The following is a 25,159-nucleotide window of genomic DNA, read 5'->3' on the forward strand; positions in this document are numbered from 1 at the left end:
TGCTCACAGCGCCGACCGGAACAGCGCCACCATCTGCTCCTGTGTCGCCGTGCGCGGGTTGGTGGACATGCACGCGTCCCGGAGGGCGAATTCGGCCAGCCGCGAGAGATCCGTCTCACGAACTCCCAACTGCCCCAGCCCCTTCGGAACACCGACCTCCCGGGCGAGGCGCTCCACCCGGTCCGCGACCGCGAGCGCGGCCTCCTCGGGGGTTGCGCGCCGCTCCTCCAGACCGAGGGCTGCGGCGATGGCGACGAACGGGGTGGCGTCGTCGGTGGCGTTGAACCGGATCACGTGTGGGAGGAGGATGCCGTTGATGACTCCGTGCGGCAGGTCGAGCAGGCCCCCGACCTGATGGCTCATGGCGTGCGCGGCACCGAGAATCGCGTTGGTGAACGCGAGCCCGGCTTCCAGGCTCGCCTGGGCCATGACAGAGCGCGACTCCATCTCCATCGGCTCTTCGATGGTGCGGACCAGGGTGTCGGTGACCAGCCCGACCGCGCGGAGCGCATGGTGGTCGGTGAGCGGATTGTGGGCCAGCGACACGAAGGCCTCGATGCCGTGGGTGAGCGCGTCCAGGCCGGTCGCGGCGTTGAGCCACTCCGGCATGGTGGTGAGCAGGCGCGGGTCGATCACGGTCACGTCCGGCACGAGGGCCCGGCCGATGATGGTGATCTTGGTGCCGCGCGTCGTGTCGGTGACGATGCAGAACTGGGACACGTCGGCGCCGGTGCCCGACGTGGACGGCACCATCACCAGCGGCGGGATCGGGCTGGTCGCCTGGTCCACTCCCTCGTAGTCGAGGATGTGGCCCCCGTTCGCGGCGAGCACCGCGATGCCCTTCGTCGCGTCGATGACGGATCCGCCGCCCAGCGCGACGAGGACGTCACATTCCCCCTCGCGGTACGCGTCGTGTCCGGCCGCGATCTCGTGGTCCTTGGGATTGGGTGTGAGCGCGCTCCACACGACGGGGGTGAGGCCCTGCTCGCGAAGCTGATCCTGCAGTTCGGACGCCCAGCCGGCGTCGATCAGACCCGGATCGGTGACGAGCATCGGCCGCGCGCCGCCGAGACGGAGTACGGCGTGTGCGGCCTCGACCATCGACCCGATACCGAACACGATTTCGGGTGCGTGGAATTTGACCAGCCTGCCCGGGGTGGTGGTGCGGATGGACGGATAGGACACGGACAACTCGACGCTCCTCCCGGCACCTGCTCGATTGTGATACAGATTACAAGACCTGCATCTAAACCCTACGGCTGGGGACCTGCTCCCACACCCACCGAAGGACAGGTGCAGGACCTACCCGATCGGGTAGGTGGGCGAAACTCACCGCAGCGCGTGTCCCAGTTCGGCGGCGCGGGACATCAGCTGGGCCGCGTCGCGCGCGACGACGACACGATCGCAGATCTCGGCGTAGTCCGGCATCGCGCACGACGCCTGGTTCCAGTACCGCTCGGGTTCCGGGGTGATCCAGGCGAGCCGGTGAACCTTTCGCCGTAGCTCGGCGAATTCGTCGACACCCGGCGGGAGGCCGTTGCACCGCCCGTCCCCGACGACCACCACCGAGGTGCGGGAGTTCACGTCGGTGCCGAACTCGGTCAACACGTCGGCGAACACCCGGCCGTAATCGCTGCTCGCCTCCAGATCGATGCGGGGGTCCGCGAGAACGGATGCCAGTGCATCGTCGTCCGTCCCGGCGAGGAGGGTGTCTGTGACGTCGACGGGCCGATCCACGAATGCCAGTACCTGACACCGGCTCGCGCGGCGATGCATGGCCTGCGCCAATCGGAGGGTGAAGGCGGTCACCGGTCGTACCGACAGCGACACGTCGGCCAGGATCAGCACCCGCACCCGGTCCGGTCGCGGTGCCCGCACCATGAGGTGGAACGGCACGCCGTCGGTCCGCAGGCTCGCGCGGACCGTCCGGCGCATGTCGAGTCGGCCGTTCGCCAGTTCGCGAGGGCGCGGGCGCGACGGTCCCCGCATCCGCCGAAGCACCTCGTGGCAAGCCTGATTCACCTCGGCGCGCGACGTCGCCGACCCCGTTCCGCCCGCGGCCGCCGGCGCCGTCGGGTGACCCGCCGTCGGATCCCGGGCATCCGCCAGGGCACCGACGAACGCCTCCACCGCCTCCGCCAGCCGGTTCAGCTGGGCTGCGGTGAGAGGTTCGGCGCCGTCCGAATCGGCGTAGACCTTGCTCGGGTCGTACGCGTCGAGCCACGCGAGGATCGACTCCGGGTCATCCCAGGACAGCGATCCGACGACGGCGCCGCTCGTGGACGGCGCCAGGTCACCGACCGCGGTACTCGCCGCCCGCTCGACCTCCACCGTGTACGTGACGCCGCGGCGGCCGGAGTCCTCTTCGGAATCGACGGACAGATCCGCGTCGCTCGAGGTCATACTGACATCGTCGTCGTCCTTGTGCGGGTTGAAACCCTTCTCCGCCTCAGGGGTGTCGAAGTGGTCGCCGACTTCGGCGGCGCGCTCGTTGTATTCCGCGTACCGGGCGGTGTCCCCGTTGTCCGCCACCTCCAGGGCGTCCGGAAGTCCCTCCGCGAACTCGACCCGTGACGGAGGGCGCTCGTCGGGCGCCGCGTCGGGGGCCGCAGCGAAGAATACGTCGAAGGCTCGCTCGAATCCCGGCTGCTCGTAGGTGTACTTCGCGCACACCGCTCGCAGGGACGCCCGCAGCGTGGCGACATCCCGTCCCCCGACGAGACCGAACACCCGGCGAACCTCGATGACCTCGGCGGGTGAGGCGGCCACGCCGTAGCGGCGCAACACCTTTGCGAACGACGCGGCCAGAACGTCGAGTAGTTGCGCGGGCAGGGACGGGGCGGGGTCGGGCAGCGGGCGGAGCATCGTCAGCGCCTGCCCTGCCGGCCGGCGCCGATGCCGCCGCGGTCGCGGCCACCGTGCCCGCGGAAGACGGCGGTGGTGGTGTTGGCGGGCCGCGACGCAACCGTCGCGCGCTCGACGGGCCCGGCCGAAGCGGACTCCTCGTCGGCCGCCGTTACAGGCTCGCCGCCGTCCAGCCGGGTACGGGCGAGTTGCACGTCGCTCGTGTACTTGAGCAGGGCGGTGAGCAGGATGTCGCGCACCGCGGCCTGCGAGCTCACGGCCACCCCCGTCGCCTTCAGGACCACCGCGGCACGGGCCGCGTCGATGACCTCCGCGATCGACGGGCTCTTGCGGAGCGGCAACTGACGCAACGTGCGCGCCAGATCCACGACATCCGCAGCGACGGCGTCCTCGACTTCGGGCGCCCTGGCCGTCACGATGTCCCGCTCACGCTGCGGGGTGGGATATCCGAGGTGGTAGTGCAGGCACCGACGCTTGAGTGCGGGCGAGAGTTCCCGAGTGTCGTTGGACGTCAGGATCACCCACGGCGCCGAGCGCGCGGCGAACGTCCCCACTTCGGGAATGGTGACCTGGCCCTCCGCGAGAACCTCGAGGAGCAGCGCCTCCATCGACTCCTCGGTGCGGTCCACCTCGTCGACGAGCAGCACTACCGGTTCCGGCGACAGAATGGCCTCGAGCAACGGACGCACCGACAGGAATTTCTCCGAGTACAGCCCGAAATCCTGGGCTGCCAGGAACTTCGATGCATCGGCGATGTTGTCGAACCCCGCCATCTGCTCACCGATGCGGTCGCGCAACATCTGCACGTGCAGAAGCTGTTTCGCGTAGTCCCACTCGTACAGCGCCCGGTTGTCGTCGAGTCCCTCGTAGCATTGCAGGCGAACGAGCTTCCGCCCCGCGGCCTCGGCCAGCGATTTCGCCAGTTCCGTCTTACCCACACCGGCCGGACCCTCCAGCAGCAGCGGACGTTCGAGCGCGGTCGCGAGGTGGACGACCACCGCGAACTCGTCGTCGGCGATGTAGTCGACCTCGCGCAGCGCCTCCTTCAGTTCCGCGCCGTCGGTGAAGCTGATGTCCGCCGGTTCCGGGGCAGTGTGCGGTGCAGTCATGATCGGGGCATCCGTCCTTGGGTCAGGTGATGGTGGGAACGCATCCGGGGCGGGGCCAGGCTGGGGTGCGGCGCCCGCCCCGGACGCGAGTTTCGGCGGTTCGGGTTCAGTACGCGCTGTTGATCGCGTGGTCGACGACGGGGATCATCGATTCGACCGTCACCTCGCGCGGGTTGCCCGGTGTGCACCAGTCGCCCTGGATGTGCTCGGAGATGGCCCGCACGGTCTTCTCGTCGCCCCGGATGGTGTCACCGCGACCCTCGTACTTCTTCGTGTTCATCTGGTTCTTCTCGTACGAGTCGGTGCGCACCTGACCGAAGTTGTCCGGAATTCCGACGTCCTTCGCCAGACGGATGGCCGCCTCCACGGCCGCGTCCGCCGCCTGCACCGTGGTGAGGTTGCGGGTGTCGACCCCCAGCGCTCCGGCCAGCTGGGCGTACCGCTCGTACCGCGACGGCAGGTTGTACTCCCAGACCCGGGGCAGCGCGATCGCGTTGTTCAGTCCGTGGTGGCTGTCGAAGAACGCGCTGACCGCGTGCGAGATGGAGTGCACGATGCCCAGGCCGCCGGAGTTGAACGCCTGGCCGGCGATGTACTGCGCGTTCATCATTCCCTCCCGGGCCTTCAGGTTGCGCGGCTCGAACACGGCCTCGCGCAGGTTCTTCGCGACCAGTTCCACCGAGTACAGCGCGTTGCCGAGCGACGGGGCGAAGTCGAGCCGCGACACGTACGGCTCACTGCCGTGCGCGAGGACGTCGAATCCGCAGTACGCCGTGAAGTGCTGGGGGCAGGTGTAGTAGAGCAGCGGGTCGTCGATCGCGAGGGTCACGATGGTCGCCTCGTCGAATCCCACCCACTTGTGCGGGTTGTTCATGTCCGACGTGTCGGTGATGACGTACGCCCACGACGTTTCCGAACCCGTTCCGGCCGTGGTGGATACGGCGATGTGCGGCGGGTTCTCCTTGTTGGTGGACTTGGCGAATCCCTCGAACTCGTTGATGTTGCGGCCGTCGTGCGCGACCACGACGCGGGCGCCCTTCGCGGCGTCGTGACTCGAGCCGCCACCGACGGAGATGATCGAGTCGCACTTCTCCTTCTGGTAGAGCGCGGCCGCCTCCATGACGTTGTAGTCCTTGGGGTTGGACTCGACCTTGTCGTAGAGCACGACCTCGACGCCCTGGTACTCGATCTTGCCGACCAGTTCCTCGATGATGCCCGAGCCACGCAGGCCCGTGGTCATGAGAAGGGTCCTCTTGAATCCGAGGTTCTTCGCCTCGACGCCGATGATGTCGTGGGCGCCCACTCCCATCAGTGCCCGGGGGAACGGGTGGAACTCCTTGATGGGGAAGTCCCAGATCTGGTTGAGCTCGATGGCCATGGCCGTCTCCTCGATTAGTCGATGTCGGATCTGAAGCGATGCGGAAGGGGACCCCATTGATGTGATCGGCGTCTCACCTGGAACCCACTGTGACCCAGTTCGGGCCCCGGTTACAGACCCGCGGAGCCGAACCGTCCGACCGCGGCGCACAAACTGCCCGAACGGACAGGTACGGCCGGGCCGAGCCGGAGGGGACGGCACTCGATACGCTGGACACTCCGCGCGGACTCCACCCGCTAGGCAAAAACTAGAACCTGTTCTATATTTGGGACAGGCAAGCGAGCGTTCCGGCGCCGCGAGGTACGGAAGGACTGCACACACGATGACGACTGTCGAGGTGCCGCACAGCTCACGATCGGTGGTGCTCACCGTCTCGGGCGTGGTCGAGGAGACCCCCGACTCCCTGTCGCTGGTCTTCGACGTTCCGGCAGAACTCGCCGACAAGTTCGCGTACAAGCCGGGACAGTTCCTCACCCTGCGCATCCCCAGCGACCGCACGGGCTCGGTCGCCCGGTGCTACTCGCTCGCCAGCTCACCGTTCGCCGACGGCGCTCCCAAGGTCACCGTCAAGCGGACGGCAGACGGCTACGGGTCCAACTGGCTCTGCGACAACGTCGCCGTCGGCGACACCCTCGAGGTCCTCCCCCCGTCGGGTGTGTTCACGCCCAAGTCACTGGACCACGACTTCCTGCTGTTCGCGGCGGGCAGCGGGATCACCCCGGTGATCTCGATCCTCAAGGCCGCCCTCACCGAAGGGTCCGGCAAGGTCGTCCTGTTCTACGCCAACCGCGACGAGAAGTCGGTGATCTTCGCGGAGGAACTCCGCACTCTCGCGAGCCGGTACCCGTCGCGACTCGTGTCCATCCACTGGCTCGAGACGGTCCAGGGCCTGCCCGGCGTCGATCAGCTCGCCTCCGCCGTCGCGCCGTATCTCGGGCACGAAGCATTCATGTGCGGACCGGCGCCGTTCATGGACACGATCCACAAGGCGCTCGCCGACGCCGGGATGCCGCGCAGCCAGGTACACGCCGAAGTGTTCAACTCGCTCGCCGGCGACCCCTTCCGCGACGCCGACGTCGTGGAGGTCACCGAGGACGAGGCCGCCGACGCGGCCACCGTGGAGGTGGAACTCGACGGCGAAATCCACAACCTGAGCTGGCCGCGCAAGCAGACCCTCGTCGACATCATGCTGGCCGAGGGAATCGACGTCCCCTACTCCTGCCAGGAAGGCGAGTGCGGGTCGTGCGCGTGCACCGTGCTCGAAGGCAAGGTCGAGATGGAGAACAGCGAAATCCTCGACCCCGAGGACATCGAGAGCGGCTACATCCTGGGCTGCCAGGCGCGACCGGTCACCGACCACCTCAAGATCGAATTCTGAGGGCGCTCACCCGAGTCGACCGAACCCTACGACCGCGGAATCGGTCGCCCAGTCCACCGTGTGCACGCGGATGCGCCCGAACTCGTTGCCGCCGACCGTCGTCGCCGTATCCCCGTCTACGGCCACGACGACGTTGGTGTGCTGGCCGACCCAGCTGCTGTTGTCGTAGAGAACCACGTCCCCGACCGTCGGCCGGTACCCGCCGCCGGCGTGCTCGAACCGGGACTGCGACTCGTAGTACTCCCGCAACGTGTAGACGCCGGGGACCCGCCAGTACCCGGAATTCGGATTCGACAACGACTGCCCGGCTTCCCGCATGATCCAGCTGACGAAATCCGCGCACCAGGGCTCCTCGACCCCCTCCGAGTAGAACGTGCCCGGTCGCTGCCTGCCGTGCTCCGCCTCGAGCAGTCGGACGATCCGCACCTGCTGCGGAGACAACGCGCTCGTGTCGACAACCGGGAATTCGGCGGTGTCCCAAGGCAGGTAGCGATCCGGCGCCAGCCACAGCACCCCTCCCGCCACGACGACCATCACCGCGAGGACCGCGCCGACGATCACCCCGGCACGTCGGCGACGGCGAGTCGGAGTGGGAGTGGGAGCAGTCATGCCACCGAATGTAGCGGCAATCCGGTCACCGCATCGCGCGGTAGCCCGCACGCTCCTCCGCGGTCAGGTGCTCGCACGCGTACGTCAGGGCCGTGCGGCCCATCGCCGCGGCGTGCCGGTCCAGGAAACCGGTGAGCAGGGCGCGGTCCACCCGCTTGCCGACCTCACGCAACATCCACCCCGTCGCCTTCTGAGTGAGGTCGCGGCGATCGGCGAGAACGGACTCCGCGACCTCGAGCGTCGTGGACGCGTCACCGTGCCGGATGAAACCGAACGTGCTGAGCAACGCGACGCGCCGGCGCCAGAGGTCGTCGTCCCCCGCCAGTTCGAACACCAGATCCCGCGGCCGGTGGTACAGCCACGCGCCCAGGATCCGGTCGGCGGACGAATCCACCAGATCCCAGTTGTTCACCCGCCCCCGCATCACCAGGTCGAGGTAGAAGGACGCGATCTTCTCGCGCAGGGCGTCGTCACCCGCCTTGCCCGCCCGGTCGAACTGCGCGACGAGCACCAGCAGTCCCGCCAGCCGGTGCTCGTGCACCGGACTGTCCAGCAGCACCGTCACCTCCGGCAGATCCAGATCGGAATGGGCGCGAACCACACTGCGCGTTCCGGGAACTCGCACGCCGATGAAGACGTCGCCCTCCCCGTACTCGCCCGGACCGGTCTTGAAGAACCGTGCCAGATTCACGGCATCGGTCTCGTCCGAGAGGTCCGCGAGCGCGCGCTTCACGTCATCTGCAGTGGATGTCACGAACGCACTGTCCCACACGAGACCGACAGCAGGCCCACCACCGAGAACAGAGATCACGAAACATATCCTGACCTGCAGTTCGTGTTATCCGACTGCAACGGTGAACGTATTGATCGGGCGGTCAATCAGGCGTGTACTCGAGGTGGACACAATCCGTTCCCGAGGAGGTTCGACATGAGATCGTGGAGTCGTATGCAGGATGTGGTGGCGATCGTGATCGGCGCCTTCGCGGCACTCTCGCCGCTGTGGCTCGACACCAACAACGCCGCGATGTGGTCACTCATCGTGCTCGGTGTGCTGGTGGCCCTCTCCGGTCTCGTCCACATGAGCCGCCCGGAGATGACCGTCGCCGAATACGCAATGGCCGTCTTCGGTGTGCTGTTGTTCCTCTCCCCGTGGGTGATGAACTTCGACGCACTCAGGGGCGCGTCGTGGACCGCGTGGGTCGTCGGTGTGCTGGCAGTCGTCGTGGCTGTCACCGGACTGCCGGTGATGAGTTCTCGGATGCACGGACACGGAGGGCTGGCGACACATCACTGATCTGCAAACCATCAGCACGGAGCACATCGATTCGGGCGAGGCGCAGGCTTACGGCCTGCGCCCCGCCGTCCACGTTCGGAAAGGCCCATGCCAGCACCGCATCTCCGTAAGCCCGGTGGTCTCCCACCGCGGAAAAGCCGACGGCGGCGCAGCGCGAAGCTCGACGGCGACGCCCGGGAGCTGATTCTCGACGCCGCCGAATCCCTCATCGCCGCAAACGGATTCGATGCCACGTCGACCGCATCGATCGCCTCCGCCGCGCACGTCCCGAAAGGACTGGTGTTCTACTACTTCCCCACCAAGACCGACATCCTCCTGGCCCTGCTGTCCGAGAGACTGCCGACCGAACCGTTCGGCGACGTGAGCCCCCTGGTCACCCCGGGCGACCCCGCCGCCAGCCTCGTCAACCTCGACACCGCGCTGAATCTGCGCGATCACCACTCGTCGGTGATGCGCGTGATCATCTGGCGTGAAGCCGAGACCCACCCGGACGTCCGCGCCCACCTGCGGCGGTTCCGCGACTATCTCCGCGACATCACCGAGCGGCTACTCCAGGCCAGTTCGCCGTATCCCGTCCAACCCGGAACCCTCCGGGCATGCGCGACGGCGTGGGTGGCGGCGATGTTCTCCGCCGCGGGCAACGACCGTCTGCACGACCTCGACGACCTGCCGCGAGGGCACGGCGAGGAACTCGACAACGTCGCGCGGGTGGTGGCGGCCGGGATGGTTCAGCTCGGGTGAGAACGTCCCGCGGACAACAGCTGACCGGCGGGGAACGCCTCCGCACTCGCAGGCAGATGTCCGGGCCTGCCGCTGAGAAACACCTCGACAGTGCCCTCCCCCGTGCTCGGACGGTTCAGCGCATCGATACGACGGAGGGTCTGCGCCGCGACCGCCTCCGCACTGTCGAACAGCCGCACCCCGGCGGGGAGCTGCGCGGCGATCTCGTCGGCCATCAGCGGGTAGTGGGTGCACCCGAGCACCACCCCGCCGACGTCGCGGGGTGTGCGCTCCGCCGCGGAGGCGATGGCAGCGATGGCCGCGTCCCGTTCGCCGCGGTCGATGGCCTCGGCGAGACCGTGGCACGCGACACCCACCACGGCACTGCCGTTGCCGAATTTCTCGATCAGATCGGCCTGATATCGGCTCGCCGTCGTCGCCGCCGTCGCCCAGACGGCCACGGACGGACATGCCGCGGCGGCCGGTTTGATCGCCGGCACGGTGCCGATCACCGGAACCTGCGGTCCGACGAACTCCCGGACATGGTCGAGTGCGGTCACACTCGCCGTGTTGCAGGGCAGCACGATCACCTCGGCACCGTGGCCCATACTGCGCTCGACCGTCGCGAGAACACGGTCGATCACCCACTGCTCGGGCTTGGGCCCCCACGGGGCCCCGTCCGGGTCGAGAGCGAGAATCAGGTTCAGGTCGGGCCGCAACTTGCGCAGCCACGCTGCCGTCGGCAGCATGCCGAGACCCGAGTCGATGAGCGCAACAATCACCCGGAGAATCTATCGCGCCCCCGCCCGGCGGCCTACGCCGACGCGGCCTCGAGGACGTCGCCGATCGGAGTCCCCGCCGCGATCTTGCCCCGCATCTTCATGACACCGCCCGCCATTCCACCGCCGACCACACCGGCCAGAATTCCGTCCCGCTCGTAGTAGGCGAGGAACTTGCGCCCGTCGTCCTTGATCACGTGCACCTCGTCGGTGGCTGCCACCGTGCCCAGCGCCTGGATCTTGACGTCGTACTGGTCGCTCCAGAAGTACGGCACCTGAGCGGCGAGGTTCTCGTCACCGGTCCCGGTCAGCGCGCCGGCGAGGATCTTGGCCTGCTCGCCCGCATTGCTCCAGTGTTCGACGCGTTTGCGTCCGCCCACCTGCAACTGCCATGCCGCCACGTCGCCGACCGCCCACACGTGCGGAACCGTCGTGCGTCCCACGGAGTTGCACACCACCCCGTTGTCCAGTTCGACACCCGAGCCGTCGAGCCACGCGGTGACCGGCACCGAGCCGACACCGATCGCGACGACGTCGACGTCCACTTCGCTTCCGTCGCCGAGAACGGCCCCCGTGACCCGGCCTGTACCCACCAGCGACGTGAGTCCCACCCCCACCCGGAGGTCGACCCCCGCGTCGGTGTGCAGCCGGGCGACGAGACCGCCGACCTTCTCGCCGAGCACGGACGCCAGCGGCGTCGGCTGCGGCTCCACCAGCACCACGTCCAGGCCGCCTGCCCGCATGCTCGCCGCCAGTTCGCAGCCGATGAAGCCCGCCCCGACGATCAGGGCGCGCTTGCCTTCGGCGAGATCCTTGCGCAACGCCAGGCTCTCGTCGATGGATCGGAGAACGTGGACGCCCGCGAGGTCCGGCAGTCCCGGAATCCGACGCGGCACGAGACCGGTGGCGATCACCAGTTCGTCGTAGCCGAGTTCGGTTCCGTCCGCGAGTCTCAGGATGCGGGATGCCGTGTCGACCGACGCCGCTTCGACCCCGAGACGCAGTTCGATGTTCTTCTCGTCGAAGAACTCCCGCGGCTTGAGGGTGGTGTCGCTCCTCTCCCCGCGCATCACTTCCTTCGACAGCGGCGGGCGGTCGTAGGGAAGGTGCGGTTCACCCCCGAGAAGAACCAGGTCGCCGTCGTATCCGGCCCGACGGAGTTCCTCGGCGGTGCGCAGACCGGCCAGACCCGCTCCGACGATCACAATTCTCAGCACGGCCCCACAGTATGCGCTTCGCGCCCGTGAGTACTTGTCAACCTCCCGCGGTTGACAAGTACTCAGGGGTCAGAGGTCGGCGATGGCCTCCAGCGGGCGGGTGCGGGCGGCGCGGCTCGCCGGCCACAACGCGGCGAGCACACCCACCGCGCCGGACCCGAAGAGCATCGCGACCACCTGCCCCCACGGCACCGTCACCTGATCGAGCCCCTGATCCTTCAGAGTGCTCACGAAGCCCCAGCCGAAGGCGATACCGAGCAGCACTCCGACGGCCGCGCCGAACACCGCGATGAGCATCGACTCCAGGTAGATCGTGCGGCGCATCTGCGACCGCTGCATACCCACCGCGCGGAGCATCCCGATCTCCCGCCGGCGTTCCACCACCGACAGCGCGAGGGTATTGATGATGCCGAGGATCGCGATCACGACGGCGAGTGCGAGCAGTCCGTAGAGAATCGCGAGGAGGGTGTCGATCTGCTGCCCCTGCGTGCCCTTGAACTGATCCCGGTCCTGTACCTGCACCACGACGAACTGCTTGGTGGCGGATTCGAGGTCGGTGCGCAACTGCGCGAGGTCGGCGCCCGGTTTCGCATCGATCAGGACCGCCAGATCGGGGATGGTCGCGGCGGGCATGACCTGTCGGTACACCTCGTCCGACACGAGCCAGTCGCCGACCAGCTGGTTGTCCTCGAAGACACCCGTGACCTCGGCGTCGACGACCTTTCCGTCGGCGCTCGTCATCGGGACCGTCGACCCCAGGGCCCAGCCCTGCTTCGCGGCCGTCGTCTGCGACACGATGAGGTGGTTGCCGGTCAGGTCGGCGCCACCCTCGACGAGCTTGTAGTCGAGGACACCGTCGAGCGGGCCGTCCAGCGACACGCCCTGCTGCTTCTCGTCGTCGACCGTCACGGACACCGGGTGCAGGGCGACGGCGCTCTGCACGTCGTCGAGGTTCCGGACCGCCCGCGCCGCGCCGCTGGGCACGCCGATCTGATTGGGACCGGTGAGCACGTAGTCGGCGGACACACCCGAGTCGACGAGCTGGTTGACGCTGGCCTTCGCGGACGCACCGAAGACGCCGATCACGGAGACGAGCATCAACCCCAGCGTCAGCGCGAACGCGGTGGCGGCGGTGCGGCGCGGATTCCGCACCGCGTTGGTGCGGGCAAGACGCCCGACCGGGCCGAACGGCTTCGCCAGCACCGCGCCGAGCGCCCCGACGATCGGCCGGGACAGCGCGGGTGCGGCGAACAGGACGGCCAGGATCAGACCCAGCGCGCCGGCACCGACGACGGCGGCCGCACCGCCACCCGTGCCGCGGGAACCGATCACGAGTCCCACGACGCCGAGGACACCGAGCACGGCACCGGCGATGGTGCGCAGGTGCAGCGAGTCACCGGTGGACGCGAATTCCTCCCGCATCGCCGCGACCGGCGGAACCTTGGACGCGCGGCGGGCGGGGGCGTACGCGCTGATCGTCGTCACGAGGACCCCGACCACGAGGGCGATGAGAATCGTGCGCGGCCCCACCTGGAGGGGCCCCTCGGGCAGCCCGACGTCGAAGGCGTTGAGCAGGGCCCTCAGACCGTAAGCGAGTCCGACGCCGGCGGCGATACCGATTGCGCTGCCGATGACACCGACCACGAGGGCCTCGAACACCACCGAGCGTCCCACCTGCTTGCGGCTGGCGCCGATCGCGCGGAGCAGCGCCAGTTCACGCAGCCGCTGGGCGACGATCATCGAGAACGTGTTGTAGATGATGAACGTGCCGACGAGCAGGGCGATCGCACCGAATGCGAGGAGGAAGTAATTGATGAAGCTCAGCGCCTCCGTGACCTGCGCCTTCGTCTCCTCGCGCACCTCGGCGCCGGTCTGGACCTTCGCGTCGGGAAGGGCGGTGGCGATCTCGTCGCGCAGCTCGGTCTGGCTGAGGCCGGTGGCGGCCACGTCGATGTACTCGACGTGCTTACCGTCGGTGAACAGTTGGCGGGCCTGCGAGTCGACGAACGTCGCGCCGATGAAACCGCCGGTCTCGTTGCCGGTGTCGTAGATGCCGGAGACGGTCACGTCGACCATGCCGCGAGCGGGCACGAGGACCTTGGTGGTGTCACCGACCGCCAGATGGGCGCGTTCGGCGGCACTGGCGTTGACGGCCATCTGGCCGACGTGCGCGGGCGGTGCGCCCTGAACGTATTCGTCGGGTTCGCCGAGAGCCTGACCCGGCGGCAGGTACGACTCGCCGATGCTCGGCGCACCTCCGGTCTGGACGGCGGCGCCACCGGAGTCGATGAGGACGATCTGTCCGCTGACGGCCGGTGCCACCGCGCGGACGCCGTCGAGCGCGGTGATGGTGTCGATGTCGGCGAGGGGCACTCCGCTGGAGTTGCGCTCCTCGGTCGACACCCGGACGTCGACTCCCTGCGCGGTGTTCTCGAAGATGGAATCGAACGTCTTCTGGAGTGTGTCGGTGAAGACGAAGGAACCGGCGACGAACGCGGTGCCGAGCACCACGGACAGCACCGTCAGCGCCAGCCGGACCTTGTGTGCCGCAAGATTGCGCAGCGACACCTTGCGCATCGGCGCGCTGGATGTGGATGCCATGCGGTCAGACCGCCGCGTCGGACGTGAGGGCGTGGGCGGGCTCGTCGAGTCGCTTCATCGTGTCGAGGACCGAATCGGCCGTCGGCTCACGCAGTTCGTCGACGATCGTGCCGTCGGCGAGGAAGACCACCCGGTCGGCGTAGGCCGCCGCGCGGGGATCGTGCGTGACGATGACGACGGTCTGATGGAATTCGTCCACCGCGGCCCGCAGGATCGACAGCACCTCACCCGACGACTTCGAGTCGAGGTTGCCCGTGGGCTCGTCGCCGAAGATGATCTCCGGCTGCCCGGCCAGCGCGCGGGCGCATGCGACCCGCTGCTGCTGACCCCCGGACAGCTCACCGGGCCGGTGCTCGAGGCGGTCCTGCAGTCCGAGCTTGGTGAGCACGTTGTCCAGCCACGCGGCGTCCGGCTTGCGGCCCGCGATGTCCAGCGGGAGCGTGATGTTCTCGAGGGCGGTCAAAGTCGGCACCAGGTTGAATGCCTGGAACACGAAGCCGATCCGGTCGCGGCGCAGCTGCGTCATCTGCTTGTCGGTCAGCGTCGTCAGTTCGGTGTCGCCGATGAGGACCGAACCCGAACTGGCCGAGTCGAGGCCGGCCAGGCAGTGCATCAGCGTCGACTTTCCGGAACCGGACGGTCCCATGATCGCGGTGAACTCACCACGGGCGAACTCCGCGGATACCGCGCTGAGCGCGTGGACCTGGGTGTCGCCGGTGCCGTACGTCTTGGACAGCTCGACAGCACGGGCAGCGACAGCGGGGGCATGCGTGCTCATGATCGCCTTTCGTCATTCCTCTTGTGGCGGTCCGGCCCCGTGGTGACGGGCCGGGACGGTGCACGCGCGGTGCACTCCTCCATCTTGTCGACACCCGCGACCGCCCGCCATCAGGGACCACCCTGATCTTCGGTTCGAGGGGCCGTGATCTCGGCCACGGCGAGCGAGTGGAAACGGCCACGACGGCATTGCCGAACTGGGAGAATTCCGGTATCGCCGGCGCGAAGGAGAAGCCTGATGGCCATCGACCCCCCTACTCCCCGGGCGGGATCGCGGTTCCTCGACGCGTTCCTGCAATCACCGTTCGCCGGCCTGGCGCCGTGGATCGTGATGTCGCTGCTGTCCGGCCCCGGCCGGTTCGAGCAATCGGTCGCGACCGCGCTCGGGTTGTCGATCCTGTTCCTGATACTCGGCCACCGCCGCGGCGGAAGCCTCAAACCCCTCGAAGTGTTCGACATCGTCTATTTCGGCGCCCTCGCCGCAATCGGACTGTTCGCGTCCGACAACCTGATCACGTGGCTGGAGAAGTGGTCGGGCGAGATGTCGAGCCTCGCGCTGGTCGCGTTCGCGTTCGGCTCGCTGTTGCTGCGCAATCCGTTCACGCTGCCGTATGCGAAAGAGACCACACCTGAGGAGTATTGGACCTCACCACTGTTCCTCAGGGTCAACCAGCTCATCACACTGGTGTGGGCGCTGTCGTTCACGGTGTCCGCGGTGGCCGGACTGTTCGGCGATGTGGTCCTCGATCAACCGGACAATTTCTGGACGGGCTGGATCATCCCGATCGGGGCATTGCTGTTCGCGTTGTCGTTCACCGAGTGGTATCCGGACGTGGCGAGCGCGCAGGCGCCGCGGGAGCCGGGCGAACCGGAAGAGGTGGCACCGCCCCTCGTCAAGCTGTTCGATTTCCTGCCGCCGTTCGTGATCGGTGTGGGGATCGCGATGCTCGTCACCGACAACGACCCCGACTGGCTGGGCATCACCCTGATCGTGGTCGGCGCCGTCGGCACCGCCGCGCTGCGACGCGCGGATGCACGCAGCCGGAGCAGTTCGGCCGCGTGAGGCAAAACGTCACTGATCGGATCACCGGCTACTAGCCTGATGTGACTGACGTCACATATGAGAGGTGGGCGCATGTCGGACGCCGACAACGAGATCATCTTCGACCGCCTCGCGCACTGGGCGCAGGTCCGGCCGGACGACGTCGCCGTGCAGTTCCAGGGCACCGAATACACGTGGTCCGGTTGGCGCGACCGGATCCTGCACATCGCGGGGGCCCTGGCGGAAGGCGGAATCGGGCAGGGTGACACGGTCGCGTTCGTCGACAAGAACCACCTGTCGTGCCTCGAGGTCACCTACGCCGCCTCGCTTCTCGGCGCGGCCGCCGCGGTGCCGAACTGGCGACTGGCCGGCGAGGAACTCGACTACGTGATCAACGATTCCCGAGCGCGGATCCTGTTCGTAGGCAACGAGTTCCTACAACAGGTCATGGCGCTCCGCGATCGACTGACGGGCATCGAGCAGATCGTCACCGTCGGCGGGGAGCACGACGAATTCGAGCCGTGGCTCGCCGAGACGTCCGCGCCGGCGTCGGTGCCGCAGGTGGCCGCCGATTCCACCGCCCTGATCCTCTACAGCTCGGGAACCACCGGCAGGCCCAAAGGCGTTCAGCTGACCCATCGCAACCTGATCGCGCACAGCAACGCCGTGCTCGACATCCTGCCAGCGCGCCACGACGACTGCCTCCTCGTCGCGATGCCGCTGTTCCACGTCGGCGGGAGTTGCTACGCCATCATGGGCGTCCACGCCGGCGCCCGCTGCCACTTCACCCGGGAGGCCGACGCACCGTCCCTGTTCGCCGGTCTCGCGGCAGGGGCGAACATCGCGTTCCTCGTGCCGCCGGTGATCGCGGGAGTGCTCGCGGCAGGAGAGCAGGCGGTGGCGGCGTTCGGTGCGCTGCATCGCATCACGTACGGCGCCGCGCCGATGCCGTTGCCGCTACTACGCAGCGCGCTCGCCGCGTGGCCGGAGACGGAGTTCGTCCAGGTCTACGGAATGACCGAGTGCGCGGGTGTCGTCACCGCACTGCTGCCGGAGGTCCACCGCGACCACGCGCAGGAGGCGAGGATGGCGTCGGCCGGGCGGCCCATCCCCGGGGTCGAGATGCGCATCGTGGACCCGGCCACCGCCGAGGACGTCGCCCCCGGCGCGACCGGGGAACTGTGGTGGCGGACGGCACAGCGCACACCCGGGTACCTCGGCAAGCCCGACGCGACGGCGGAGGCCGTGACCGCCGACGGCTGGTTGCGGAGCGGCGACATGGGTCGTGCCGATGCCGACGGTTTCGTGTTCATCGAGGATCGGCTGAAAGACATGATCATCACCGGCGGTGAGAACGTCTACTCACCCGAGATCGAACGGGTGCTCGTCGAACACCCGGCGGTGGCGGAGGTGGCCGTGATCGGGGTGCCGGACGACCACTGGGGCGAGACCGTGAAGGCAGTCGTGGTGCCGGTGACGGGGACGAGTGTCGAGCCGGACGAATTGATCCATTACACCCGTCAGCGTCTGGCGAAGTTCAAGTGCCCGACGACGGTCGATGTCGTCGACCTCCTGCCCCGCAACCCGACGGGCAAGATCCTCAAGCGGGAACTGCGCGCGCAGTACTGGAAGGACCGCACCCACAAGCTTGTGTGAGGGGCGTCCATACTGGGACGGTGACCGCTCGATGCCCCTGCCTGCTCGGTGAACCGTACGACGAGTGCTGCGGGAGGTATCACCGCGGAGAGTCGCAGGCTCCCACGGCCGAACGTCTCATGCGATCGCGGTTCAGCGCGTTTGCCGTGATGGATGCCGACTACCTCCTCGCGACGTGGCATCCGAGCACCCGGCCCGGGAGTCTCGACCTCGACCCCGATCAGCGGTGGACGCGCCTGGACATCCTGGGCACGAGCGACGGCGGCCTGCTCGACACCACGGGCACCGTCGAGTTCCGCGCGCACTACGTACTGGACGGCCGCCGCGAATCGCTGCACGAGAACAGTCGATTCGTCCGGGTCGACGGCGACTGGCTGTACCTGGACGCGATCGCGACGCCACGCCCGGGGCTCCCCCGACTCTGATCGGCTCCGGCCTACGATCGAAGCATGATCAACCACCGGATCGGTCCCGTCGCCGTGTTCGCCGCCTGCTCACTGGCCCTGACGCTCACCGGATGCTCGGGGTCGAACTCCGCCAGCAGTGCGGCGGCGACATCACCGACCGCAGCGGCCATCACGAGCAGCGCCCTCGAACCCGATTCGGCGCCGATCCCGACCGACGCCTCGCCGAAATCGTCCGCAGCGTCCGACTCGGCCAAGCTCACGGTCACCGACGTCCGCGTCGGCGAGCACGAGGGATTCGACCGCGTGGTGTACGAACTCGGCGGCAAGGGCACGCCGGGCTGGCGGGTCCAGTACGTGGACGCGGCGGTCCAGGACGGCAGCGGCAAGACGATTCCGGTGTCGGGCAACGGCATCCTGCAGGTGCAGATCGACGGGTCGGCGTACCCGTTCGACAGTGACGTCGAGGGATACTCGGGTCCCGACCCGGTGCCAGGGGTTCCCGGCGGAACGGTGACCGAGGTCAACGGCGCGCTCGTGTTCGAAGGCGTCACGCAGTCGTTCATCGGCGTCACGCAGCCGGGTCGCCCGTTCACGGTGTCGGCTCTCTCCGGTCCGACCCGGGTGGTCGTCGACGTCGCGAAATAGTCACCCGCGCCCGCGGCTTGACCTCGAGTTAAGTCGAGGTTCTACCGTCGTGTCATACCCCGGCTCTACCGTGGGGGGATAGCGACAGGAGGCCGCTGGCATGAGCATGGAAGTCACGGCGTGGAACGCGATGTACAACGCGATGCACGCCCAAGAGGATCGTCGACCCTTCTCCCGTACGACGTTGCGGCGGATAGCCCGGTTCGCCCTGCCCCACCGTCGCAGCCTCGGGTGGTATCTGCTGCTCAGCGTCGTCACGGCCGCGCTGGCAGTCGCAACCCCGGTACTGGCGGGACGTGTCGTCAACGCCATCGTCGGCGGCGACGCGGTCTCCGTCGTCGTGCGTCTCGCAGCGCTCATCGCGGTCATCGCCGTACTCGAATCCGCCCTCGCCCTGTGGACACGGTGGCTGTCCGCGAGCATCGGCGAGAACCTGATCCTCGATCTGCGGACCGCCGTGTTCGACCACGTGCAGAAGATGCCGATCGCCTTCTTCACCCGCACGCGCACCGGCGCGCTGGTCAGTCGCCTCAACAACGACGTGATCGGTGCGCAGCGCGCGTTCAGCGACACCCTGTCGGGGGTGGTGTCCAACCTCGTCACGCTGGGCATCACGCTCATCGTGATGGTCGGGATCTCCTGGCAGATCACCCTGTGCGCTCTGCTGTTGTTGCCGATCTTCGTCCTGCCCGCCCGCCGGATGGGCGCACGACTCGCGCAACTCAATCGTGAGGCAGCCAACCACAACTCGGTGATGAGCACTCAGATGACCGAGCGGTTCTCGGCGCCGGGCGCCACCCTCGTCAAGCTGTTCGGCCGGCCCTCCGAGGAGTCCGCGGAATTCGCGGTGCGTGCCCGCCGAGTGCGAAACATCGGTGTCCGCACGGCGATGCTGCAGTCGGTGTTCGTCACCGCACTCACTCTCGTGTCGGCGCTCGCTCTGGCGCTCGTCTACGGACTGGGCGGGTTCTACGCACTGCGCGGACAACTCGACGCGGGCGCCGTCGTCGCGATGGCGATGTTGCTGACCCGGTTGTACTCCCCCCTCACCGCACTTGCCAGCGCACGCATGGACGTGATGAGCGCGCTGGTGAGCTTCGAGCGCGTCTTCGAGGTCCTCGACCTGACACCATTGATCGCGGAGAAACCCGACGCGGTCGCGGTGCCCGAGGGCCCGGTGTCGGTGGAATTCGACTCCGTGGAGTTCGCGTATCCCTCGGCCGACAAGGTGTCGCTGGCGTCGCTCGAGGAGGTCGCAACCCTCGACACCCGTGGCGGCGTCGACGTGCTGCACCGGCTGTCGTTCCGCGCCGAACCCGGACAGATGATCGCGCTGGTGGGGTCGTCCGGGGCCGGGAAATCCACCATCGCCCAGCTGGTTCCCCGGCTGTACGACGCCGACGCGGGCGCGGTGCGACTCGGCGGGGTCGACGTGCGGGACCTGACCGCCGACTCCGTGCGCGCCACCGTCGGCATGGTGACACAGGACGGCCACCTCTTCCACGACACCGTGCGGGCCAACCTCCTGCTGGCCCGGCCCGGCGCCACGCAGGCGGACCTCGACGAGGTCCTGGAGCGGGCGCGGCTCACCGAACTGGTCGCCGCCCTGCCCGACGGCCTCGACACGGTGGTCGGCGAACGCGGCTATCGACTGTCCGGTGGAGAACGTCAGCGGCTGACCATCGCGCGGCTCCTGCTCGCGCATCCGCGGGTCGTCATCCTCGACGAGGCCACGGCGCACCTCGATTCCACCTCCGAGGCCGCCGTCCAGGAAGCGCTCGGGGAGGCGCTCGCAGGCCGGACGGCGGTGGTGATCGCCCACCGGTTGTCGACCGTCCGCGCGGCCGATCTGATCCTCGTCGTCGAGTCCGGGCGCATCGTCGAACGGGGCACCCACACCGAACTGCTCGCCGCGGGCGGCCGGTACGAGGAGCTGTACCGCACTCAGTTCGACACGGGCACGGTGTCGTCCCCGGCTCTCACCGAGGTTCTCCGGTGAGTCTGCGAATCGCGGACAGCGGCAGGCCGATCCAACTCGGGCGGTTCCTGAACTCGTACACGGTCTCGTACACCGCCTTGTCCAGTTCGTAGGCCCGGAGCAGCGCCGCCGCCTCGCGTGGATCGGTGCCCGACACCGAGGCATAGCCCTCGCAGAAGGCGTCGGCGTTGCGCTGGGCCCATTCCCGCGCACGGAAGTCCCGCTGCGACGCGGCACCCGTCGCTCCCATCGGCACCGAATCGGCCAGCAGATGGTGAGCGGCGTAGTCGAAGGACCGCAGCATGCCCGCGACGTCCCGCAGCGGACTGTCCGGTTCCCGGCGCTCGTCGAGCGTCTTGGCCGGCTCTCCCTCGAAGTCGATGAGCAGCCACCGCTCCGGTGTCCGCAGTACCTGACCGAGGTGAAGGTCGCCGTGGATCCGCTGGACGGTGGTAGCGCCCAGCGCTTCCGCCTCGGCGAACGTGTCCCGCACGGCATCGGCCACGTCACCCAGCTCGGGCACGATCGACGTGGCGGCGTCCAGCCTGCGCGTCATGGCGTCGACGGTCGTCGACGCCACCTGCCGTTCCTCTGCGCCGAGTTCACGCGCCAGGGTGGCGTGCACCTCGGCGACGGCAGCGCCCATGCGATGGGCCTCGCCGGCGAAGTCGGTTCCCAACTCCGCGGCGTGGAGATCGGCCTCGATCAGGAGGTCGCGGACGCTGCCGAGAGCCATGCTCCACCCGTCGGCGGAGTTGGCCTCGAAGTCCTGCACCATCGCGAGGGTGGTCAGCACACCGGCCACGTCGGTCTCCATCCACGCCCGCAGCGTCGCCACGTATTCGCTGCCCGCTTCAGCGAGCGCGAGGTGGAGTTCCACGTCGGGGTTCACACCCGGCGTGACCAGACGGAAGATCTTCATCAGGAGCTTCTCGCCGAGCACCACCGACGTGTTCGACTGTTCCGCACCGAGCGTCCGGCCGCGGAGCCCCGGCTCGATCACCGTGCCCGGCACCGTCTTCAACTGCACCGGCCCGGAACCCGTGGCCTCGGCCAGCAGGTCGGCGTACAGCGTGATGACCTCGGCGTCGTGCAGTCCGTCGTACGCGATCATGGTGCTCTCCCCGCCGTCCGGCAACGCCCACGGCTCGAGGTCCTCGGGCAGATGACTGCGGAACCCCAGCGGGATCTGGTACACCTGCGGCGGCCCGGCCTCGAACTCCACCGCCACCAGCAGATGCTCCGCCGAGAATCCGAAGACCGCGGTCAGCGTGTGACGCAGAAGGATCCGCACCGCCGAGATGGTGTTGCCCTTGGCGGCGAACCACCGCCGGTCCGGCAGCCACTCGGCCAGTTGCCGCTCGAGGGTGGCGTCGGGAATGCGTTCACTGGTGAGTTCGTTCACTGTTGCACCGCCTGTTCCGCTTCGCTACTGACCGGATGTCCGCTCACTACTCCGCCGGACTTCGGATCCGGTTGCAACGCGAACCAGAAGAAGCCGTGACCGGGCAGCGTGATCATGTATCCGTCGTCCGCTATGGCGGGAAAGGGTACGGAACCCGTGAGCTCCACCGGGATTCGACCGGTGAACTCGGTGAGGTCCAGGATCACCGCCTGCGGGAACCTGGACAGGTTGTTGACACACAGGATGACGTCGCTGTACGGGCGTTCCGCGCTCCGCGGCGTCTCGCGCACGTACGACAGGACGGCCGGGTTCGCGCTGCCGAGCTCGGTGAAGGCCGCCGTCCCGAACGCCGGATGTTGTTTGCGGACCTGGATGAGGCGCCGGGTCCAGTGCAGCAACGAGTTGGTCGAGTTCATCTGCGCCTCGACGTTCACCGACTGGTAGCCGTACGTGGGATCCATGATGACGGGCAGATACATTCGCGCCGGGTCGGCCCGGGAGAATCCGGCGTTGCGGTCGGGGGTCCACTGCATCGGTGTCCGCACCGAGTCGCGGTCGCCGAGCCAGATGTTGTCGCCCATGCCGATCTCGTCGCCGTAGTAGAGGACGGGTGATCCCGGCAGGCTCAGCAGCAGCGCCGTGAACAGCTCGAGCTGGTTGCGGTCGTTCTCCAGCAACGGCGCGAGACGTCGCCGAATACCGATGTTCGCCTTCATGCGCGGGTCCTGCGCGTACTCGGAATACATGTAGTCCCGCTCCTCGTCGGACACCATCTCGAGCGTGAGTTCGTCGTGGTTGCGGAGAAAGATCCCCCACTGGCACGAGCTCGGAATCGGCGGTGTCTGCGCGAGAATCTCGGAGATCGGAAAGCGGTTCTGCCTGCGGACGGCCATGAAGATGCGGGGCATCAGCGGGAAGTGGAACGCCATGTGGCACTCGTCCCCCACGTCCGGCTCCCCGAAGTACTCCACGACGTCCGACGGCCATTGGTTCGCCTCGGCGAGCAGGGCGCGACCCGGGTACTCGGCGTCCACGACGGCCCGGCACCTCTTGAGGAACGCGTGTGTCTCCGGCAGGTTCTCGCAATTGGTGCCTTCGCGCTCGAACAGATACGGCACGGCGTCCAGCCGGAATCCGTCGATCCCGAGGTCCAACCAGAACCGGAGCACATCGATCATCGCGTCCTGGACGTCCGGATTGTCGTAGTTGAGGTCCGGCTGATGGGAGAAGAAGCGGTGCCAGTAGTACTGCTTGCGGACCGGATCCCACGTCCAGTTGGACGTTTCGGTGTCGACGAAGATGATGCGCGCGTCCGGATACGCTTCGTCGCGGTCGGACCACACGTAGAAATCGCCGTACGGGCCCTCGGGGTCGCTGCGCGACTCCTGAAACCAGGCGTGTGTATCGGACGTGTGATTCATGACCAGGTCGGTGACGACTCGGATCCCCCGGCGGTGCGCCTGATCGAAAAGCTGGACGAAGTCCTCCACCGTCCCGAACTCCGGCAGCACCGCACGGAAGTCACGGATGTCGTATCCGCCGTCGCGTAGCGGTGAATCGTAGAACGGGGGCAACCACAGGCAGTCGACACCGAGCCAGGCCAGGTAGTCGAGCTTGGACGTCAGCCCTTTCAGGTCGCCCGTGCCGTCGCCCGAAGAATCGAAGAACGCACGGACCAGGACCTCGTAAAAGACGGCAGTCTTGAACCACTCGTGGTCCACCTGCAGTTCCCGGGCATGGAAGAAGTCCTCGGACCGGGCCTCGACGAGGTGGCCCTCCAGGTCGTGCTCCGGCTGGGCAGCGCCCTCCCGGGACGGGTCGGTGTGGGCCGACGACGACTCTTCCAGGGGCATACGCACCTCGGTTCGCGACTCGATCCGGGACCGAGGGCATTCCCCGGACACTGGTGTCGATCGTAGGGCGGCCGTGCCCGGACCGCTGGGAAGGCGCGGGGGGTTTCGTCCCGCCCACGAGCCCGACCCTCGCCGATCGAGGACAGTAAGTGTCCGCTATCCGCGCGACACTGAAGGCATGACCGAGACACCCAGCATCCCGAACCCCATCTCCGACGAGCGCGGACTCCTTCTCCTCATGCTCGACAACCAGCGCACCGCGTTCCGCAACGCAGTGTCGGGGCTGACCGAGGAGCAGGCCCGCAGCGTGCCCAGTGCCAGCGAGATGAGCCTGTCCTCGCTCGTCAAGCACGTCATCGACGGCGAAGAAGCGATGACCTCCCGCATCACCGGCACCCCGCGCGGCGGCGAAGATCCGGTGGCCGCGTGGATGGCGGCATGGAACGTCACCGACGACGAGACCGTCGACGTTCTCCTCGCCCGTTTCGGCGACGCGCAGCGCGCCACCGAGGCCGCGGTCGCCGCCGAAACCGACCTCGATCGCGACGTTCACCTGCCTGCCGACGTGGCCCGGTGGATGACGCCGGGGGTCGTGTTCACGGTCCGCTACCTGCTGCTGCACCAGATCGAGGAACTCGCGCGGCACGCCGGTCACGCCGACATCATCCGGCAGTCCCTGGACGGCGCACGGGCCGATACGCTCGGGCTCGGGTAAATTCTCCGTTCGGGCGGCGCTGCAGAGCGGCCCGGACGAGACAACGAGGAGTTCAGGTGGACGGTATGAGCGTGACGCGACGCACGATCGCGGCGGCAACGGTCGGCATCGCGGCGACATTCGGAGTCTCCGGGACGGCAGCCGCAGACCCGGCCACCCCGGACGTCCCCGGACTCGCCGAACTGCGCACTCAGGCAGACAAGCCGGAAGCGAAGGCCGCGGTGGAGGCGTTGGCCACGTCGACCGTACTGAGTGACGTCGCCGGGCCGTCCACACCGTTCTTCTACACGGCGCCGACCGTGGGGTGCGGCACCGTCGCCCCGGTCACCCTGACGCTGGCGTCGGCCACCGCCGGACCCAACGCCGAGGTGAAGGCCAACGAAATCAGCTTCCAGGCGCTGTCCGCCTACCCCGGTGTCGTGCAGTCCTCCGGCCTGAACGTCGCGTGGATCAACACCAACACCGGCGCCAGCGGAATCCTGCCGCTCGACGGCGTCACGGAGGGCGGGTACCCGGCGCTGAACAAGGTCGTCGCGACGGGACCTGGCACGGTCGTGGCATCGATCTTCGGCACCGTCGGCTACACCAGCACGACCTGCTACGTGCTGCCGACCGTCGGTTCGTTCTTCGTCCCCGAAGAGGGACCGTTGCCGGCCGAGGCGGCACAACCCGCCCCGGCCCCTGCTCCCCCGGCGTAACCGCCGGAGATCACAATTCGGAAGGCCGCGCGG

The 25,159-nt window shown here is 68.1% G+C and carries 21 protein-coding genes and 1 pseudogene; 10 read left to right on the forward strand and 12 right to left on the reverse strand.

Annotated features, from left to right (window positions below; all coding sequences use genetic code 11):
* Positions 1–3: 3 nt before the first annotated feature.
* From H0B43_RS06430 to mdo, 4 genes are all read right to left on the reverse strand, one after another.
* Positions 4–1,191 carry an iron-containing alcohol dehydrogenase gene (locus tag H0B43_RS06430; protein WP_185728814.1) on the reverse strand — a complete coding sequence of 396 codons (1,188 nt, stop codon included), beginning with the start codon at positions 1,189–1,191 and terminating at the stop codon, positions 4–6.
* A 138-nt stretch (positions 1,192–1,329) separates the two neighbouring features.
* Positions 1,330–2,865: a MadC family VWA domain-containing protein gene (locus H0B43_RS06435; RefSeq protein WP_185728813.1), complete on the reverse strand. Its 1,536-nt coding sequence runs from the start codon at positions 2,863–2,865 to the stop codon at positions 1,330–1,332.
* A gap of 2 nt (positions 2,866–2,867) precedes the next feature.
* Positions 2,868–3,974, reverse strand: coding sequence for a MadB family AAA-type ATPase (locus H0B43_RS06440; protein WP_185728812.1), 1,107 nt, complete (start codon positions 3,972–3,974; stop codon positions 2,868–2,870).
* A gap of 106 nt (positions 3,975–4,080) precedes the next feature.
* Positions 4,081–5,352, reverse strand: coding sequence for an NDMA-dependent methanol dehydrogenase (mdo, locus tag H0B43_RS06445; RefSeq protein WP_072948386.1), 1,272 nt, complete (start codon positions 5,350–5,352; stop codon positions 4,081–4,083).
* Positions 5,353–5,674: 322 nt separating this feature from the next.
* On the opposite strand from mdo, the gene H0B43_RS06450 reads away from it, so the two are divergent.
* Positions 5,675–6,730, forward strand: coding sequence for a ferredoxin--NADP reductase (locus H0B43_RS06450; protein ID WP_185728811.1), 1,056 nt, complete (start codon positions 5,675–5,677; stop codon positions 6,728–6,730).
* 6 nt (positions 6,731–6,736) lie between these two features.
* Here H0B43_RS06450 and H0B43_RS06455 read toward each other — a convergent pair whose 3' ends face one another.
* Positions 6,737–7,339 (reverse strand): CHAP domain-containing protein, encoded by a 603-nt coding sequence (locus H0B43_RS06455; RefSeq protein ID WP_185728810.1) that lies wholly within the window; start codon positions 7,337–7,339, stop codon positions 6,737–6,739.
* A gap of 25 nt (positions 7,340–7,364) precedes the next feature.
* Positions 7,365–8,093: a DNA alkylation repair protein gene (locus H0B43_RS06460; protein WP_185728809.1), complete on the reverse strand. Its 729-nt coding sequence runs from the start codon at positions 8,091–8,093 to the stop codon at positions 7,365–7,367.
* Positions 8,094–8,267: 174 nt separating this feature from the next.
* Here H0B43_RS06460 and H0B43_RS06465 point away from each other — a divergent pair, with 174 nt between their 5' ends.
* Together H0B43_RS06465 and H0B43_RS06470 are read left to right on the forward strand one after the other, a co-directional pair.
* On the forward strand, positions 8,268–8,633 hold the full coding sequence (locus tag H0B43_RS06465; protein WP_185728808.1) for an SPW repeat protein: 366 nt from the start codon (positions 8,268–8,270) through the stop codon (positions 8,631–8,633).
* A gap of 87 nt (positions 8,634–8,720) precedes the next feature.
* The gene (locus H0B43_RS06470) at positions 8,721–9,374 is read left to right on the forward strand and encodes a TetR/AcrR family transcriptional regulator (protein ID WP_185728807.1); all 654 of its coding nucleotides are present in this window, start codon (positions 8,721–8,723) and stop codon (positions 9,372–9,374) included.
* Here the strand turns inward: H0B43_RS06470 and H0B43_RS06475 are convergent.
* From H0B43_RS06475 to H0B43_RS06490, 4 genes are all read right to left on the reverse strand, one after another.
* The gene (locus H0B43_RS06475) at positions 9,362–10,135 is read right to left on the reverse strand and encodes a glutamate racemase (RefSeq protein ID WP_185728806.1); all 774 of its coding nucleotides are present in this window, start codon (positions 10,133–10,135) and stop codon (positions 9,362–9,364) included. The two genes, H0B43_RS06470 and H0B43_RS06475, sit on opposite strands and share 13 nt — an antisense overlap.
* Positions 10,136–10,167: 32 nt before the next feature.
* Positions 10,168–11,349 (reverse strand): FAD-dependent oxidoreductase, encoded by a 1,182-nt coding sequence (locus tag H0B43_RS06480; RefSeq protein WP_312033899.1) that lies wholly within the window; start codon positions 11,347–11,349, stop codon positions 10,168–10,170.
* A 69-nt stretch (positions 11,350–11,418) separates the two neighbouring features.
* On the reverse strand, positions 11,419–13,950 hold the full coding sequence (locus H0B43_RS06485; RefSeq protein ID WP_185728805.1) for an ABC transporter permease: 2,532 nt from the start codon (positions 13,948–13,950) through the stop codon (positions 11,419–11,421).
* A gap of 4 nt (positions 13,951–13,954) precedes the next feature.
* Complete coding sequence (locus H0B43_RS06490; RefSeq protein WP_185728804.1) at positions 13,955–14,728, reverse strand: ABC transporter ATP-binding protein; 774 nt, start codon at positions 14,726–14,728, stop codon at positions 13,955–13,957.
* Positions 14,729–14,895: 167 nt separating this feature from the next.
* On the opposite strand from H0B43_RS06490, the pseudogene H0B43_RS06495 reads away from it, so the two are divergent.
* From H0B43_RS06495 to H0B43_RS06515, 5 genes and pseudogenes are all read left to right on the forward strand, one after another.
* Positions 14,896–15,790: pseudogene (locus tag H0B43_RS06495) on the forward strand (hypothetical protein).
* A gap of 72 nt (positions 15,791–15,862) precedes the next feature.
* Positions 15,863–17,425 (forward strand): long-chain-fatty-acid--CoA ligase, encoded by a 1,563-nt coding sequence (locus H0B43_RS06500; protein WP_185728803.1) that lies wholly within the window; start codon positions 15,863–15,865, stop codon positions 17,423–17,425.
* Entirely contained in the window at positions 17,422–17,850 is a 429-nt protein-coding gene (locus H0B43_RS06505) for a YchJ family metal-binding protein (protein ID WP_185728802.1), read from the forward strand. Before H0B43_RS06500 ends, H0B43_RS06505 begins: the two co-directional genes overlap by 4 nt.
* Before the next feature lie 24 nt (positions 17,851–17,874).
* Positions 17,875–18,477 (forward strand): hypothetical protein, encoded by a 603-nt coding sequence (locus tag H0B43_RS06510; protein WP_185728801.1) that lies wholly within the window; start codon positions 17,875–17,877, stop codon positions 18,475–18,477.
* Between the two features lie 100 nt (positions 18,478–18,577).
* Positions 18,578–20,476 carry an ABC transporter ATP-binding protein gene (locus H0B43_RS06515; RefSeq protein ID WP_185728800.1) on the forward strand — a complete coding sequence of 633 codons (1,899 nt, stop codon included), beginning with the start codon at positions 18,578–18,580 and terminating at the stop codon, positions 20,474–20,476.
* On the opposite strand, the gene H0B43_RS06520 is transcribed toward H0B43_RS06515, so the two are convergent.
* Positions 20,457–21,860, reverse strand: coding sequence for a maltokinase N-terminal cap-like domain-containing protein (locus H0B43_RS06520; RefSeq protein WP_185728799.1), 1,404 nt, complete (start codon positions 21,858–21,860; stop codon positions 20,457–20,459). The genes H0B43_RS06515 and H0B43_RS06520 overlap by 20 nt on opposite strands.
* Entirely contained in the window at positions 21,857–23,713 is a 1,857-nt protein-coding gene (gene treS, locus H0B43_RS06525; RefSeq protein ID WP_185728798.1) for a maltose alpha-D-glucosyltransferase, read from the reverse strand. The genes H0B43_RS06520 and treS overlap by 4 nt, the downstream gene beginning before the upstream one ends.
* Before the next feature lie 178 nt (positions 23,714–23,891).
* On the opposite strand from treS, the gene H0B43_RS06530 reads away from it, so the two are divergent.
* Both H0B43_RS06530 and H0B43_RS06535 read left to right on the forward strand, forming a co-directional pair.
* A complete protein-coding gene (locus H0B43_RS06530; RefSeq protein ID WP_185728797.1) occupies positions 23,892–24,428 on the forward strand; it encodes a DUF664 domain-containing protein in 537 nt (178 codons plus the stop codon).
* Between the two features lie 65 nt (positions 24,429–24,493).
* Positions 24,494–25,126: a hypothetical protein gene (locus H0B43_RS06535; RefSeq protein ID WP_185728796.1), complete on the forward strand. Its 633-nt coding sequence runs from the start codon at positions 24,494–24,496 to the stop codon at positions 25,124–25,126.
* Positions 25,127–25,159 lie beyond the last annotated feature (33 nt).

This window comes from Rhodococcus sp. 4CII (genome assembly GCF_014256275.1).
Taxonomy (GTDB): Bacteria; Actinomycetota; Actinomycetes; order Mycobacteriales; family Mycobacteriaceae; genus Rhodococcus_F; species Rhodococcus_F wratislaviensis_A.